11 protein-coding genes, 1 tRNA gene and 1 pseudogene are annotated in these 14311 nt (G+C 66.7%); 10 read left to right on the top strand and 3 right to left on the bottom strand.

The features are described from left to right. The first annotated feature begins 8 nt into the window (after positions 1-8). From ETD86_RS33495 to fxsT, 5 genes are all read left to right on the top strand, one after another. Positions 9-836 (top strand): PSP1 domain-containing protein, encoded by an 828-nt coding sequence (locus tag ETD86_RS33495; protein ID WP_138670654.1) that lies wholly within the window; start codon positions 9-11, stop codon positions 834-836. 220 nt (positions 837-1056) lie between these two features. Then, positions 1057-1233, top strand: coding sequence for a hypothetical protein (locus ETD86_RS55640; protein WP_170223405.1), 177 nt, complete (start codon positions 1057-1059; stop codon positions 1231-1233). 5 nt (positions 1234-1238) lie between these two features. Then, the gene (locus tag ETD86_RS33490) at positions 1239-3476 is read left to right on the top strand and encodes an FxsB family cyclophane-forming radical SAM/SPASM peptide maturase (protein ID WP_211370476.1); all 2238 of its coding nucleotides are present in this window, start codon (positions 1239-1241) and stop codon (positions 3474-3476) included. A gap of 333 nt (positions 3477-3809) precedes the next feature. Further along, positions 3810-5051: a TIR-like protein FxsC gene (locus ETD86_RS33485; RefSeq protein WP_138670653.1), complete on the top strand. Its 1242-nt coding sequence runs from the start codon at positions 3810-3812 to the stop codon at positions 5049-5051. Further along, on the top strand, positions 5035-8934 hold the full coding sequence (fxsT, locus tag ETD86_RS33480; RefSeq protein ID WP_138670652.1) for an FxSxx-COOH system tetratricopeptide repeat protein: 3900 nt from the start codon (positions 5035-5037) through the stop codon (positions 8932-8934). Before ETD86_RS33485 ends, fxsT begins: the two co-directional genes overlap by 17 nt. A 68-nt stretch (positions 8935-9002) precedes the next feature. Here the strand turns inward: fxsT and ETD86_RS33475 are convergent, their stop codons facing one another. Further along, positions 9003-9887: an alpha/beta fold hydrolase gene (locus ETD86_RS33475; protein WP_138670651.1), complete on the bottom strand. Its 885-nt coding sequence runs from the start codon at positions 9885-9887 to the stop codon at positions 9003-9005. Positions 9888-10140: 253 nt separating this feature from the next. Between ETD86_RS33475 and ETD86_RS33470 the strand changes: the two genes are divergently transcribed. After that, positions 10141-10214, top strand: a tRNA-Thr gene (locus tag ETD86_RS33470). A 236-nt stretch (positions 10215-10450) separates the two neighbouring features. On the opposite strand, the gene ETD86_RS33465 is transcribed toward ETD86_RS33470, so the two are convergent. Continuing rightward, complete coding sequence (locus ETD86_RS33465; RefSeq protein ID WP_138670650.1) at positions 10451-10861, bottom strand: hypothetical protein; 411 nt, start codon at positions 10859-10861, stop codon at positions 10451-10453. Positions 10862-11636: 775 nt separating this feature from the next. Here ETD86_RS33465 and ETD86_RS33455 point away from each other — a divergent pair. The 4 genes from ETD86_RS33455 (at position 11637) to ETD86_RS33440 (ending at position 13992) form a co-directional block, all read left to right on the top strand. After that, positions 11637-12179, top strand: a complete 543-nt coding sequence (locus tag ETD86_RS33455; protein WP_211370475.1) for a transglutaminase-like domain-containing protein — start codon at positions 11637-11639, stop codon at positions 12177-12179. 379 nt (positions 12180-12558) lie between these two features. Further along, positions 12559-13185 (top strand): class I SAM-dependent methyltransferase, encoded by a 627-nt coding sequence (locus tag ETD86_RS33450; protein WP_138670648.1) that lies wholly within the window; start codon positions 12559-12561, stop codon positions 13183-13185. Then, positions 13182-13481 carry a hypothetical protein gene (locus ETD86_RS33445; protein ID WP_138670647.1) on the top strand — a complete coding sequence of 100 codons (300 nt, stop codon included), beginning with the start codon at positions 13182-13184 and terminating at the stop codon, positions 13479-13481. The genes ETD86_RS33450 and ETD86_RS33445 overlap by 4 nt, the downstream gene beginning before the upstream one ends. Positions 13482-13614: 133 nt before the next feature. Further along, positions 13615-13992, top strand: a complete 378-nt coding sequence (locus ETD86_RS33440; RefSeq protein ID WP_342779327.1) for a DUF4326 domain-containing protein — start codon at positions 13615-13617, stop codon at positions 13990-13992. 13 nt (positions 13993-14005) lie between these two features. Here ETD86_RS33440 and ETD86_RS55635 read toward each other — a convergent pair. Continuing rightward, positions 14006-14311, bottom strand: a pseudogene (locus ETD86_RS55635) (LLM class flavin-dependent oxidoreductase); the annotation flags it as partial.

Genomic DNA, 14311 nt, shown 5'->3' with positions numbered 1-14311 from the left:
CCATGGGAATGATCATGGCTGTGAGCTTCACCCGCTACGGGAGGCTCTACTACCTCGATCCCGGCGAGCACAGCCCGAAGGTGGGCGACAAGGTGCTCGTGCCGACCGACTCTGGTCCCGAGGTGGCGGAGTGCGTGTGGGCGCCGCAATATTCGAGCGAGGACATCGACGGGCTGCCGGTGTGCGCGGGGCTGGCGGGCGACGAGCACCTTTCGCGCGACGAGTCCAACAAGCGCCGCAGGGCCGAGGCGCGCAGCGTGTCCAAGCGCCTGATCAAGCGGCATTCGCTGCCGATGAAGGTGGTCGGGATCGACTACCTCGACGAGGACAACATCTATACCGTCTATTTCTCTGCGCCCCATCGGGTGGACTTCCGCGCCCTGGTCCGTGACCTGGCCCGCAACCTCCGTGCCCGGGTCGAGTTGCGCCAGATCGGCCCCAGGGACGAGGCGCGACTCCAGGGCGGCATCGGCCCCTGCGGCCGCGACCTGTGTTGCGCCACGTTCTTGAAGGACTTCGAGCCGGTCTCGGTCCGCATGGCCAAGGACCAGGACCTGCCGGTCAACCCGCTGCGGATCGCGGGCGCGTGCGGGCGGCTCATGTGCTGCCTGAAGTACGAGCATCCGCTGTACCAAGAGTTCCGGGCGTCGGCTCCGCGGGTGGGGGCGAGTGTGGAGACCCCGCAGGGGGCCGGGACCGTGGTCGGGCACAACGTGCCGTCCGACTCCGTTGTGGTGCGGCTCAATGACGGAGGCCGACGGTGTGCGTGCTCCAAGGCGAGCGTGTGCGCGCCGCGTAAACAACACGATGCCATGTATGGTGACGGGCCGTCATAGCCAAAGAAACGAAGCCTACCGCATATTCAGCCTTAAATGGACGTCACAATGAAGTAACTTTGCCGCGTGCATGGATGGTCAGACCATCCTCTGAGCAGTCACAATGAAACGCTCCGCTCCCCATCGTGGGCGTCACGCTCTCATGCGGCGCTGCGAGCACATTTTCCGTGCAGACGCTTCACCGGCTCTGCTTGACGTGCGCCCTTTTGGATCGGTGGAAATGATCGTGGTGGAGGATGAGGAGCTGGCTTCGAAGGTCGGTGATCTTCGTGAGGTTCCTCTTGCGGGAATGGGCGGTCCAGGGGAGAAAGTGGTCGACGAGATTTTGCAGCGGATTGTTCCTAATTGTAGAGAAATGCCCGCTGTGTCCGTTGCGGCCTTCCAGAACTCCATCTAGTTGTTGTGACGCAGGGGCGGCTGACCGGGGTGATCACTCCTTTTCGGCAGTTTGTGCTAAAAGTACATAGTCGATGTGATCTAGCCTGCAATCACTGCTACGTCTACGAACACGCAGATCAGAGCTGGCGTGGCCGTCCCAAAGTCATATCTCTCCACACGGTCGAACGCGTCGCGTCGCGGATAGCGGAGCATGTCAAGCAGCACGACCTCGAACAGATCGACGTGGTGCTGCATGGCGGGGAGCCGCTGCTGGCCGGGCATGAACGCCTGGCCGCGATCTCGACGGCGCTGCGCACGGCGCTCGACGGCCTGTGCCGGCTCGGCCTGCACCTCCAGACCAATGGCGTACGCCTCGACGACCGGTTCTGCGAGGTGTTCGCCGAGCACGGAATCCGGGTGGGCGTCTCGCTGGACGGCGACAGGGCGGCCAACGACCGGCATCGCCTGTTCGCCTCGGGCAGGAGCAGCCATGACCAGGCCGTCCGAGCCGTCGAGCGGTTAAGGAATCGGCCCGAGCTCTATGCCGGCCTTCTGTGCACGGTCGACGTGGCAAACGACCCGATCGCGGTGTACGAGGCACTGCGTGACCTGCGGCCACCCCGGATCGATTTCCTGCTTCCGTATGCGACGTGGGACAACCCTCCCGATCGTCCCTCTGAGACCGCCTACGCCGACTGGCTGATCGCGATCTTCGAGCGCTGGCAGGCCGATGGGCGGCCCACGTCCGTCCGGCTGTTCGAATCGATCATTCGGACCGGCCGGGGCGAGCCCAGCCTCACGGAGGCGGTGGGGCTCGAGCCGAGCACGATGATCGTGATCGACACCGACGGCTCGTACGAGCTGGTGGACTCGCTCAAAGTGGCGTACGACGGCGCCCCGGCCACGGGTCACGACGTCTTCCACCACGCACTCGACGAAGTGGGCTCGCACCCCGGGGTCCTCGCCAGGCAGGGCGGTGTGGAGACGCTGTCGGCCACGTGCCAGGAGTGCCCGATCGTCGCGAGTTGCGGCGGCGGGCTGTACACCCACAGGTTCCGGGCGGGTTCGTTCGACCACCCCAGCGTTTTCTGCGCTGACCTCTTCAAGCTGGTGTCTCACATCAACGATCAGACGAAGATATCCCCGCACACTGTCTCGTTCTCCTCGCTGGACTCGCTCGCGGCCGGCTTCGGCGGTGCGGCCGAGATCGAGCTGCTGGCCAATGCCCAGCGCAGTCTGCGGCGCGCGCTGCTCGCGGCGCTGCGCCCGAAGACCCCCGACCGGGTATGGGACATGTTCACCAGGCTCGACCAGCACCATCGCGACGCGCTCGAGGCCGTGCTCGCGCACCCGTACGTCCGGGTGTGGGCAGTGGAATGCCTGCAGGCCGATGGCGAGACGACGTATCTGGCGAACGTGGCGGCGGCGGCGATGATCCGCGCGGGTCAGGACGTCACGCTGCCGGTGGCGGTCGCCGGCGGCGCCGTCTATCTGCCCACGGTCGGCACGCTCCGCGGCGTCGACGGGGAAACCGTGACGCTGGTCGCTCAGCAAGGCCGGGTCACGGTGATGCGGGAAGGGGCGCCGGAATGGCACGCTGTCCGCACGGTCACGTGCGGTGATTTCTCGCTAGTCCTCGAGGACGCCGACCCGTACCGCGATTCTCACCAGTGGCCGGCGGCGGGGACGCTGAGCGACGACGAGGCGGCCGCGTGGCAGGATGCGTTCGAGCGGGCCTGGCTGCTCATCGAGAAGGAGTACCCGCAGTACGCGGACGGTCTGCGCAGCGGCCTGACCACCCTCACACCTCTCGCTTCGGCCGGCCACGACGTGAGCTCCGCCGCCCGCCACGCCTTCGGAGCCGTCGCCATGGCCCGGCCGGCCGACCCCGCGATGCTCGCGATGCTGCTCATTCACGAGTTCCAGCACGTGAAGCTGGGTGCGGTGTTCGACCTCCTGGATCTGTACGACCGATCCCACACCGGGCTCTATCACGCTCCCTGGCGGGAGGATCTCAGGCCGCTGGAGGGCCTGTTGCAGGGCACGTACGCGCATATCGGGGTGACGGACTTCTGGAGGACACGCCGTCACGCTGTGGAGGGCGCCGCGCGGGACAAGGCGGAGGAGGAGTTCGCCCGCTGGTGCGGTCACACGGTCGCCGCCACGGAAACGCTGCTCGCCTCCCGAGCGCTGACGTCGGTGGGCGAGAGATTCGTGGCGCGGATGCGCGAGACGGTCACGTCCTGGCAGCACGACGCCTGACTGGACTTTCGGCCCTGCCGAGGCCTCGGAAGGCCGCTCCCCGCGTAAGGGACGGCCCTTGTGCTCATCCGTGACCAGCCGAATACGGCCGGCGGGTCGCCGCCGCCTCGGATTCGTCTCTCTGCGTGACGGATTTCGGACGCGGACCCGATAACCGGATGGTGCAACCGGTCTCGTTCGCCATGCGGATATGCCGCTATACCAGGGCCTAATCCGAAATGACCGAAAATATAAAGGTCTATCCCTTTGACTGTGGCGGGCATCCGTGATCTCGGGCAAGCCTTATGTGGTTCTTCGAGGGTATAGTGAATCATTCCGGAGAGAGGGAGGTCGATGTCGGGAATGTCGGCTTCCGGGGGAAATGGGCAGGTGCCGTATTTCTTCATGAGTTACGCGCACACGCCGGTCGACGAGAGTACGGGAGGCGGTGACCCGAACAGATGGGTGCATCGGCTATTCGACAGCCTCTGTACCGAACTCCTCCAGATCACCAGCTTAAGGAAGGGCGCGCAAGCGGGTTTCCTGAGTCGTCACCCGCGTGCCGGTGACGAGTGGCCGGACGACGTGGCCCGGGCGCTCGCGACATGCCGGCTCTTCGTCCCGCTCTACTCGCCCCGCTACTTCGACAACGAGCAATGCGGCCGGGAATGGTCGGCCATTCAGCGACGGCTGAGAGCCCATGCGCCCGAACCGCCCCCGGTCATCATTCCCATCGTATGGTCTCCCGTTGATTTCAATGATCTGCCGGCCTGTGCGAGGGCCATTCCGTTTTACGAGGACGGCCTGTGGCCGGGCTACCGCAGCACCGGGCTGTACGGCGTGATCAAGATCTCCTTCAGCCGCCGCACCTTCCAGCGGGCCACCTCCGAGCTCGCCCGCCGGATCAAGCAGGTCGCTGAGCTGTCGCCGCTGCTGGAGGCGCAGGATCTGCCCCGATACTCCAAGCTGCCCAATGCGTTCGCCGGTTATCGGGCCGCGCAGAAGATGACGGTGACCGTGGTGGCCCCTCATCTCGGCAATCTGCCCGAAGGGCGAAACCCGTATTACTACGGCAGGACGCCGCACGAGTGGAACCCGTACCGGCATGAGACCGATCAGAGGTCGCTGGCCCATCAGGTGACCGCCTTCGTGCGGGTACGCGGGTACGGCGCCGAGGTCGGGCCGCTCACGCCTCTTGAGGACGGTCGCCGTGGCCCTGACGCGCCGGAGATGATGCTGGTGGACCCATGGGCCACCGACATTCCGGACACCTACGAGACACTGCGGCGGTTCGGCCGGCGGAGCACCCGATGGTTCCCGGTCGTGGTGCCGTGGAACAACGACGACGGAGAGACCACCGCCGCCGAGCCCAGGCTCCGCCGCAAACTGGGCGAGGCGATCCCCGGCGAACAGGGGGAACCGGCCGTACACAACGTCCGGTCCCTCGAGGACCTGCGGCGAGACATGCCCAAGATGCTGGCCCGCGTGTTCAACCGATATCTGCGGACGGCCCGGGTCTATCCACCACCCGGACCTTCCGCCAAGAGGCCCCGATTGATGGAACCAGGGAATGACGACGATGAGCGACGACAGTAACGGCCGGATCGTCACGTTCTACTCGTACAAGGGCGGCACCGGGCGCACGATGGCCGTGGCCAACGTCGCCTGGTTGCTGGCCGGCAACGGCCTGCGGGTCCTGGCCATGGACTGGGACCTGGAATCCCCGGGTCTGCACCGATTCTTCCGCCCGTTCCTCGACGACAGCGTGATGAGCGCGACGACCGGCGTCATCGACATCGTCAACGAGTACCGCTGGGCGGCGACGCGCCCGCGCGAGCACAGCGACAACTGGCATTTGGAGTACGCCACCGTGGTGCCGCACGCGGTTTCGCTGGAGTGGGCGTTCCCCGGAAAAGGCACGCTCGACTTCCTTTCCGCGGGCCAGCAGAATCGGGACTACTCCTCGCTGGTCGCGGCCTTCGATTGGGACACGTTCTACGAACGGCTGGCCGGCGGCCGCTTCCTCGAAGCCTTACGCGCCGACATCAAACGTCATTACGACTATTGCTTGATCGACAGCAGAACCGGTTTCAGCGATATCGCGGACATCTGCACCATCGACATGCCGGATATCCTCGTGGACTGCTTCACGATGAGCGACCAGGGCATCGACGGCGCCGCGCGGGTGGCCCGGGCGATCAGCGAGCGGCACGACCGGGAACGCCGGATCCTGCCGGTCCCCATGCGCGTGGACGATGGCGAGAAGAAGAAGGCCGATGCCGGACGCGCTTATGCCCGTGCCAAATTCGAGCGTTATCTGCGGCACCTGTCGCTCGACGAGCGGGACCGGTACTGGGGGGCGGTGGAAATCCCGTACAAGCGGTTCTACGCGTTCGAGGAGACGCTGGCGATCTTCGGGGACGCGCCAGGAGCGCCCGGTTCCCTGCTCGCCTCTTTCGAGCGTCTGACCAGCGCGATCACGTCCGGTGCGGTCACCACGCTCCCCCCGATGGAAGACCGGGTCCGCCAGCGCTGGCTGGAGGCGTTCACCCGCAAGGAGGCGCTCCAGCGCCAGGAGATCCTGCTCAGCTACGCGCCCGAGGATCGGATGTGGGCCGACTGGATAGCGGTCGTTCTCCGGCACGCGAACTTCCGGGTCATTCCACAAGCGTTGTCGGCGGCCGGTGACGGCGGCGGGAGCAGGATCGGTGAGGTCGCCAGCGTCGTCGTCGTGCTGTCTCCTTCGTACCTGCAGGATTTCCAGGCGGCGGACTGGGCGATGCCGCACGGCGACGACCTCACCCTGCAGCGGACCGTGACGGCCCTGCGCGTGTCCGGCGATCTGCGGGTGACCCCGCCCTTCTCCGAGCAGCCGGCCATCGACCTCTCCAGGCTCACTCCGGCGCAGGCCGCCGAGGCGGTGCTGCGTGCTGTCGGCAAACAGGGCGTCACCTTTGAAGACCCGGCCCTGCTGGGCGCACGTTTCCCCGGCACCGAGCCGGCCGTCTGGAACGTCCCCACCCGAAATGCCGCGTTCACCGGACGGGACAAGACGCTCGAAACGCTCCGCGATCAGCTCGTCGGCGGCAACCAGGCGGTCGTGCTCCCCCAGGCGTTGTACGGTTTGGGCGGTGTCGGCAAGACGGCCGTGGCACTGGAGTACGCCTACCGGTTCAGGGCCGACTACGACGTCGTCTGGTGGGTCGCCGCCGAGCAGGCGGACCTGATCAACCCCGCCCTCGCGGAACTCGCCCGCCGCCTGGGCCTGCCGGTCGGCGACAGCATCGTGGAGGCGGCAGAAGCGGCCCGCGAGGCGCTGCGGCGCGGCGATCGGCAGCGCCGGTGGTTACTGATCTTCGACAACGCCGGCGAGCCGGACGACCTACGGCACTACATCCCCACCGGCTCCGGACACGTCATCGTCACCTCGCGCAACCCCACCTGGGTCAACATCGCCGAACCGCTGGAGGTGGACGTCTTCAGCCGCGAGGAGAGCTTGGAGCACCTGCTGCGCACGGTGCCGGGACTCGCCCCGGAAGACGCTCTGCGGGTCGCGGAGGCACTCGGATATCTGCCGCTCGCCATCGCGCAGGCCGCGGCGTGGCTGAGCCAGACCGGTCAATCGGCCGCCGTCTACGCGGAACTCCTGAAGAGCCAGGCCTCCGCGGTGTTGTCGGCCAACCAGCCCGCGGACTACCCCGACCCGGTGGCCCGTACCTGGAACGTCTCGCTGGACCAGCTCAGGAGGCGCTCGCCGGCGGCCGAGCGGTTGCTCCAGCTGTGCGCCTTCTTCTCGCCCGAGCCCATCTCACAATCGTTGATCTACAGCGACGAGATGATGGACGTGCTCGTGCCGTTCGACGAGTCGCTACGCGGCGAGAAGCTCGTCCTGGGCCAGGTCATCAGGGAGATCAGCCGCTTCGCACTGGCCAAGATCGACCAAGGCGGCAACACCCTGCAGGTGCACCGGCTCGTCCAGGCGGTGATCCGCGGCCAGATGACCAGGGAGGAACGAGACGAGGTCTGTCACCAGGTGCACCGCATCCTCGTCGGCGCCCGGCCGCGGCAGGGCGAAGTCGACGACCCCGAGAACTGGTCGCGGTACGACCTGATCTGGCCGCACCTCCTGCCCTCGGACGCGGAGAACTGCGGGGAGGACGATACCCGGCAACTCCTCACCGAACGCGTGCGGTACTGGTGGAAACGCGGCGAATACCAGAACGCCCTGCGGCTCGGCCAGCGGCTGGCCGACTACTGGGAGCAGGTGTTCGGGCAGCTGGAAAGGCAGCGGCTGCACCTGCTGTCGAACATCGCGAACGTGCAGCGTTCCCTGGGCCAGGCACAGGAAGCGTACGAACTGGAGCAGTGGGTGTGGGCCCGCCAACGGGACACCCTCGGCGAGAACCACCCGCACACGCTGATGACCGCCGGCGGGATCGCCGCCGACCTGCGCGCGCTCGGCCAATTCTCCGCCGCGCTCGACCAGGACAGGAAAGTGTACGACCAATGGAAGGAGAATTACGGCGAGGACCACCCGCGTACGCTGCGGTCGGCCAACAATCTCGCCGTTTCCTACCGCCTCGTCGGTGACTGGCGCCATGCGGGCGAGCTCGACGGGCACATTTACCACCGCATGCTGGGCGTGCTCGGGCCGCTGCACCTCAACACGCTGGCCATGGCACAGAACCTGGCCAGGGACATGCGCGAGGCCGGCGAGTTCGAGCCCTCCATCGATTTGTTGCGGCAGACCCTGAAGCACTACACGGACCTGGCGTTCGAGGATTATCCCGAGGCGTTGTGGGCGACCAAGAGCCTCGCCGTGTCACTGCGCCGAGCGGGCCAGCGTACGGAGGCGCTGGAGCTCGCCCGCGACGTTTACGGTCGGTACCGGCGCCTGTATCCATCGAGTCCGGAAGCGAACGCCGCCGCCCTCGAACTCGCCTCTTGCATGTCCTCCACCGGAGACAAGGCCGCGGCCAGGGATCTGGCCCGCGACGTCATGAAGGACTACAGCAAACAACTGGGCCCTGAGCATCCCTACGCGGCCGCCGCCGCCAACAACCTGTGCACGTACCTCCGCGCGCTCGGCGCCCTGGACGAAGCCCGCGAACTGGGCGAACGCACGCTCGCTGCGCTCCGTAACCACCTCGGCGACACCCATCCGTTCACGCTGTCGTGCGCCATCAACGTGGCCAACTGCGCCGCCGACCTGGGCGACCTCGACGCGGCGGAGCGCATGGGGCGGAGCACGCTGGCCACGCTGTCCGCGGCCTTGGGCGCCGACCACCCCGACACCCTGGCGTGCCAGGCCAACCTGGCGATCACGTTGCGTTCGCTGGGCAGGGACGACGAGGCCGCGGACCTGCGCGCCGCAACGCTGGTCAGCGTGTCCGCCAAGCTGGGCGAGGCGCACCCGTGCACCGTTGCCCTCCACGAGTGGCGCCGCGTCAACCGCGACCTCGAACCCCAGCCGACCTGAGCCCCAGCCGACCGTGACCGCAGCCGACCGTGACCGCAGCCGACCGTGACCCCAGCCGGTCTGAGGCCTCAGCCGGCCTGCTGGCTCAGCTCTCGAGTGAGCCAGGGCAACACCCTGGGCAACACGCTGAGGGCGTCGAGATGCGCGACCCCTTGCTGGATGCGCACGACGGCGTTCGGAATGCGCTGGCCCAGCCAGCGAGAATGCCCCACCGGGGCGAACACGTCATTCTCGCCGTGCCACACCAGCGTGGGCACCCGGATGACCGCCGGATCGAACCCCCACCCCGAGCTGAACGCCAGCACGTCATCCACCCAGCCGTCCGCCGAGTGGCGCAGCGCCTCGGTGAAGTTACGAACCATCATCTGCCGCAGGCCGTGGTCGGAGACGATCCGGCGATCCGACTCCGACCCCTCCCGGCCGAGTGAGAGCACCTTGCTCTCGGGATCCGCCCGGATCTGCGCGGCCAGCGAGGCCAGGCGAGTGGCCGCCAGATGCGGCCCGGCCCGGGCCACGAGGTACTCGAAGACGTTCGACTCCGTCATGCCCGCGAACCAGTCGAGCCCTTCGGCGCCGTGCGGCGCGATGCTCACCAGCGCCGCCGCCCTCGTCGTACGCTCCGGCAACAACGCCGCGCAGGCGAGCGCGTGCGGCGCACCCCCCGACCGCCCCACCACCGCGAACCTGTCCACCCCGAGCGCATCCGCGATCGCCTCAATGTCAGCGGCGATACTGGCGACCTTCCGCTGCGGCATCCTGTCCGACAGCCCATACCCAGGCCGATCGAACGTGATCAGCCTGACCCCCAGCCTGTAGAGCACCTGCGCGCGCGGGGCCGGTCCGAGCCGGCTGCCGGGCGTGCCGTGCAGGAGGAAGATCGGCGTGCCCTCAGGCTTCCCCCGCTCCTCGACCGCCAGTCTTCTGCCGTCCGGTGCGACCACGATACGGGTCAAGACATCCCTCCGTCTGGTTGTGGAACCCGTCGCAGAGTGTTCGGCGATCGTCTTCTCTTGGAGGAACCCCGAGCAGCCGGACAAAGCAAGTCCAGACAGTACGGTCACAGTACTACGGGGGCGCGAGCCGGTGAATACCCGCGGTAGGTCACCGGGATGGGCCGGAGGACGGGGCGATCTGTCCGGGCATCGGATGATCGGTGGGAGCGAGAACCCCTCGGGCTCCTGTAGACTCTTTCACGCTGCACGGCACGCCGCCTTAGCTCAGTCGGCCAGAGCACTTCACTCGTAATGAAGGGGTCTGGGGTTCGAATCCCCAAGGCGGCTCCCAGCTCAAAGGCCCCTCGCGATGATCGCGAGGGGCCTTTTGCTAACACTCTTGATTACAGGCGCACTGTGCTGGGCCCTTGTATGTCCTATGAGATCCTCTGCCATGCCCGTAGCCAATGAAATGGCCGGCTGGTCCGTGGGCTTCCCCTCATCGTCGTGGAGTATGACGGACGCGATGAGCCAGGGGCACAGGGCGGCAGGTTCGGGGGGAAGCCGCTGGCGGTCGAGGACTGTCAGGTGGTGGCGGGCGGTGCTGGCTGCGACGGGGTGCATGGGGTCTGGAGCGTAGGGGCGAACCAGGTTCTCGCTGGAGGAAGCAGGAGCAGAGCCACGATGAGCGCGGACCAGGGTGCGGTGAGGACCCACGAAAGGGTGTCTTCGATCAGGAAATGGAAGAAGTCGAGCAGGGGGATGGCGAGCTGGACGGCGATGGTGGCGTGATGGACCCGCGGGCGACGGGTGCGCCACTGGTTCGCTAACCAGCCGGTGGCGAGCGGCGGAAGATAGAAGGGGGCGTAGAGCAGTTCCTCCAGGACGTCGTTGGGGTCGAGAACCAGCCCCACGATGAGCAGAACGATGCCGAGCAGGGTGAGTGTCGCCTGGAACCAGATCAGGTTCCGCGCAACCCTTACAGACAGGGGCATGCTGGAGGTCCACTTTCAGTTCTCGGGAGCGCGGCGGAGTGTCCGCGCGGACGGCTCGCCGTACCAATAGTCCCATTTCTTCGAGGCGGTTGATCTCGTCCGCTCGGAGAATGTAGCCGCATGTCCCCCGAAGTCCCCCAGGTGCCGAGAGGGGCAAGTCCCTTGCCGTGCAGCTCAAGGAATTGCGCAATCCTGGTGTATTGACGGACGCCTTTGGGAGTGGGCCTGATGCCGTGCTGGCCGATCATGTTCGCGACCCATAGCTCGGGCTCGACCTGCACCAGCCGGATTGCACCCAGCTGGAAGTCGTTACCAGAGCGGTGCCAGGCTCGATAGTCGGCTTCCGGCTGTGGCCAGCGCCGGGAGAGGGCAAGGACGAAGCCCTTGCCCCAGTCGTCGAGATCAACAGCCCGTCACAGGAACAGGCGGTGACCACCCTCGACAGCCTCGCGCCGACAACCGCAGCGGCACTGGCGTGGTCACGCTGACCTACTCCGCGTTCATCTCGGCCTGGAGGTCATATGTTCTCGGGGTCCGGCCGATGCGATCAAGGCAGCGGTACGTTTCGTAGGCTGTCCAGATGACCTCGCGGTTACTCAGCCCCCGACGCCGGTCGCGTGCCGTGGTGCCGGCCTCGATTCCGGCCCTCGGTGGCACCGCCGCCACTCCGATCCTCGACTGGCATCACCCGAGCGTTGTCGAGTTGGCGACGCGCGCTGAGATGACTCTCCAGGTTTTCGATCAGATGGTTGCACGCTCGCCTCAGCGCGAGTTGGTGAGAATCGCACATCGGCTGATCGGCGAGTGCATCCACCCGGTGTACGCGATGAACGATGAGCAGCCCGTCTCGGTGACGATCGCCCGTGGGAGGGGCTCGTGCAGCCAGCGCATGGCGGTGCTGGAGGCAGTAGCCCGCGCCCGCGGCATCGCCACCCGCGTCAGAGGGCGCATGATCGACGGTGCCTTCTGGTACCCGCGTTTCCCATGCCTGTGTGCCGTGGTTCCCACTGACGTCGTCCTGGCCTGGCCAGAGTTCTGGATCGACGAGGGTTGGGTGCCTGTCTCGGAGCTCTACGACGGCCTGTGCTTGGTCTCCGGCTTCAGCAACAGAAGAACCGAGACCCTCTTCGACGCCGTGGCCCGGACGGCCGTGGACTGGGACGGCACGTCCTCACCAAGCTGCGACCTGTCCGCCCACGTCCGGGCAGATCTGGGCTACTTCGATTCACGAGACGAGTTGTTTCGCCTATACGGCCAGACTCTCTGCCAGGCCGCCCGGCTGGTCGCCGACCCTGTGCTGAGCCGCCGCTCCGCTTGATGCCCTACGTTTGGACACCCGGGTTGCTGGCACGATATCCAGCGACGCCAATCAGATTGACCCAATGATGGGGCAGCAGCCCACTTCAGACCAATCGCGATGGACACGTGAAGCCGGGCTCCAGGTCATGCTGACCAGCCGCTTCCGATGCTCGGGCTTGGCGGCCTTGTGCCGAGGTCGGCTTGTCACCATGGCTGAGGGACGATCTGCTAGCGGCTTGCTGACAACAGCCCTGGACGATCATGGACATCGGCAGAGTGGGAGAACCATCGTGCTGTCGGGCAGCAAGGACGGCACCGTCCGGCTACGCAACCTCCTTCCGTAGCCCTTCACGGCAACGGCTGTGGTCGAAGATCCTTCGTGTGGGCATCATGACGTGATGAACGTGCGTTATGACGATGTGACCGGCCCCCTCCGCATCGCGTACGACGGTGGGGCCGAACGACGTGACCTCAGCGGCAAGGCGCCGTGGAAGGTGGCGGAGCGGGAGGCGTTCCTGAGCCGGCTCAAGGATCACGGGTGCACGCGGCTGCTGGAGGTCGGCGCCGGGACGGGCCAGGACAGTGCGTACTTCCAGGAGAACGGATTGCACGTCGTGGCCGTCGATCTGTCGCCGGCCATGGTGGCTCTCTGCCGGGAGAAGGGCATTGAAGCCCATGTCATGGACTTTCTGGCTCTCGAATTCACGCCCGGTTCGTTCGACGCGGTGTACGCGTTGAACTGCTTGCTGCATGTGCCCAACAGCGACCTTCCGGCGGTCATGGACACGATCCGCACGGTGATGCGGCCGGGCGGTCTGTTCTTTCTCGGTGTGTACGGCGGCGGCAGCCTGAACGGAGAGGGCACATTCGAAGAGGATGACCATGATCCTCCCAGGTTCTTCTCCTTCCGTAGCGATGAGCAGCTTCAGGAGTACGCGCGCGCGTCCTTCGAGATCGTGGACTTCCACGCCGTCGGGCTGGACGAACGCCGGTTCCAGTCGTTGACGTTGCGGCGATCTGGATGATCAAGCTGGCGATCACGCCGGCGGGCGGGGTGTGGTTTTCCTGCGGCCCCATCCGGGGTGTTTCTCCTCCTGGGTTCGGCCGCTTCCGAGGATCGCACGCACCCGGCTGCGGGATCAGGATCGGAACGGCGGTTGCGGGCCCGAACGGGATCTCCTCCGCGCCCTTCCCTGTGGACGGCGCGGTCGAGCGCCAGGAGCAGCGCCGCCGCGGCAAGTCAGGCGACGGCGAGGAGCACTGCATCGGCGTCAAATCTGCCGAAGGCCAGCGGTCAAATCTGCCGAAGGCCAGACGTTAAATCTGCCGAACGGTAGACGTTAGCCTGCCGAAGATCCGGATGTGGCCCACCGGCCGGGTCTGCCCGCGTCGGACCGGCGGCGGCCAGATGGTGCCATGCCCACACCGTCGGCGCGGCGCTCCCGAGTTTCCTGATGGCGGCCTGGGATAAGGGTCCAGGTCAGAGGGGAGGATGCCGCATGCCACGCCGAGTCAAGGTCGAGGGGGACATGTACCACGGGCGCGTGCCTGAGGGCGCGGTCTACGTCGGCCGGGCGGCGCCCGGTCTGCGGGCGAGTCCGTACAACAGCCCGCACAGCGTGAGACGGCAGGGGTGCCGGGCTTGTGGCGGTCGGGTGCATGAACGGGGTGAGGTGATCGAGCTTTACCGGGTCCATCTGCGGGAGCATCCCGAGTTGGTCGGGCAGGCGCGCGCGGAGCTCAAGGGCAAGGATCTGGCGTGCTGGTGTTCGCTCGATCTCGCCTGCCACGCGGATGTGCTGCTCGCCGTCGTCGCAGGGGAAGAACCGTGAGCACTGGGTGCGTCTAGTGCTGCAGCAGGTGCCGGGTCTCTGCCAGGAGGTCGACCTGGGCTCGCCAGTCGCCGCCTGATATCCCGATGATCGCGATGGTCGCTCCAGCGTCTCGGTATGCGGCCAGTTTTGCCGCGGCCTCTTTCGGGTGGCCGGTGAGGGGGATGTCGGTGACTTCCGCCAGCGGGCGGGCATATGCGCTGCTGATGCCGGCGGCGATCTCCTCTCTGGAGGGAAGATCGGTGGCCATTCCCAGGACGGATGTGGCGCCGATGGCGATGAGGGGGGTGGGGCGGGTGTGTTCGGCGGCCTGTTCGGT

Origin of the sequence: Nonomuraea turkmeniaca (assembly GCF_005889735.1) — a bacterium.
In the GTDB taxonomy this organism is placed as follows: Bacteria; Actinomycetota; Actinomycetes; order Streptosporangiales; family Streptosporangiaceae; genus Nonomuraea; species Nonomuraea turkmeniaca.
Note: the sequence above shows the minus strand (reverse complement) of the source record. Positions and strands in the feature narration are given on the sequence as shown.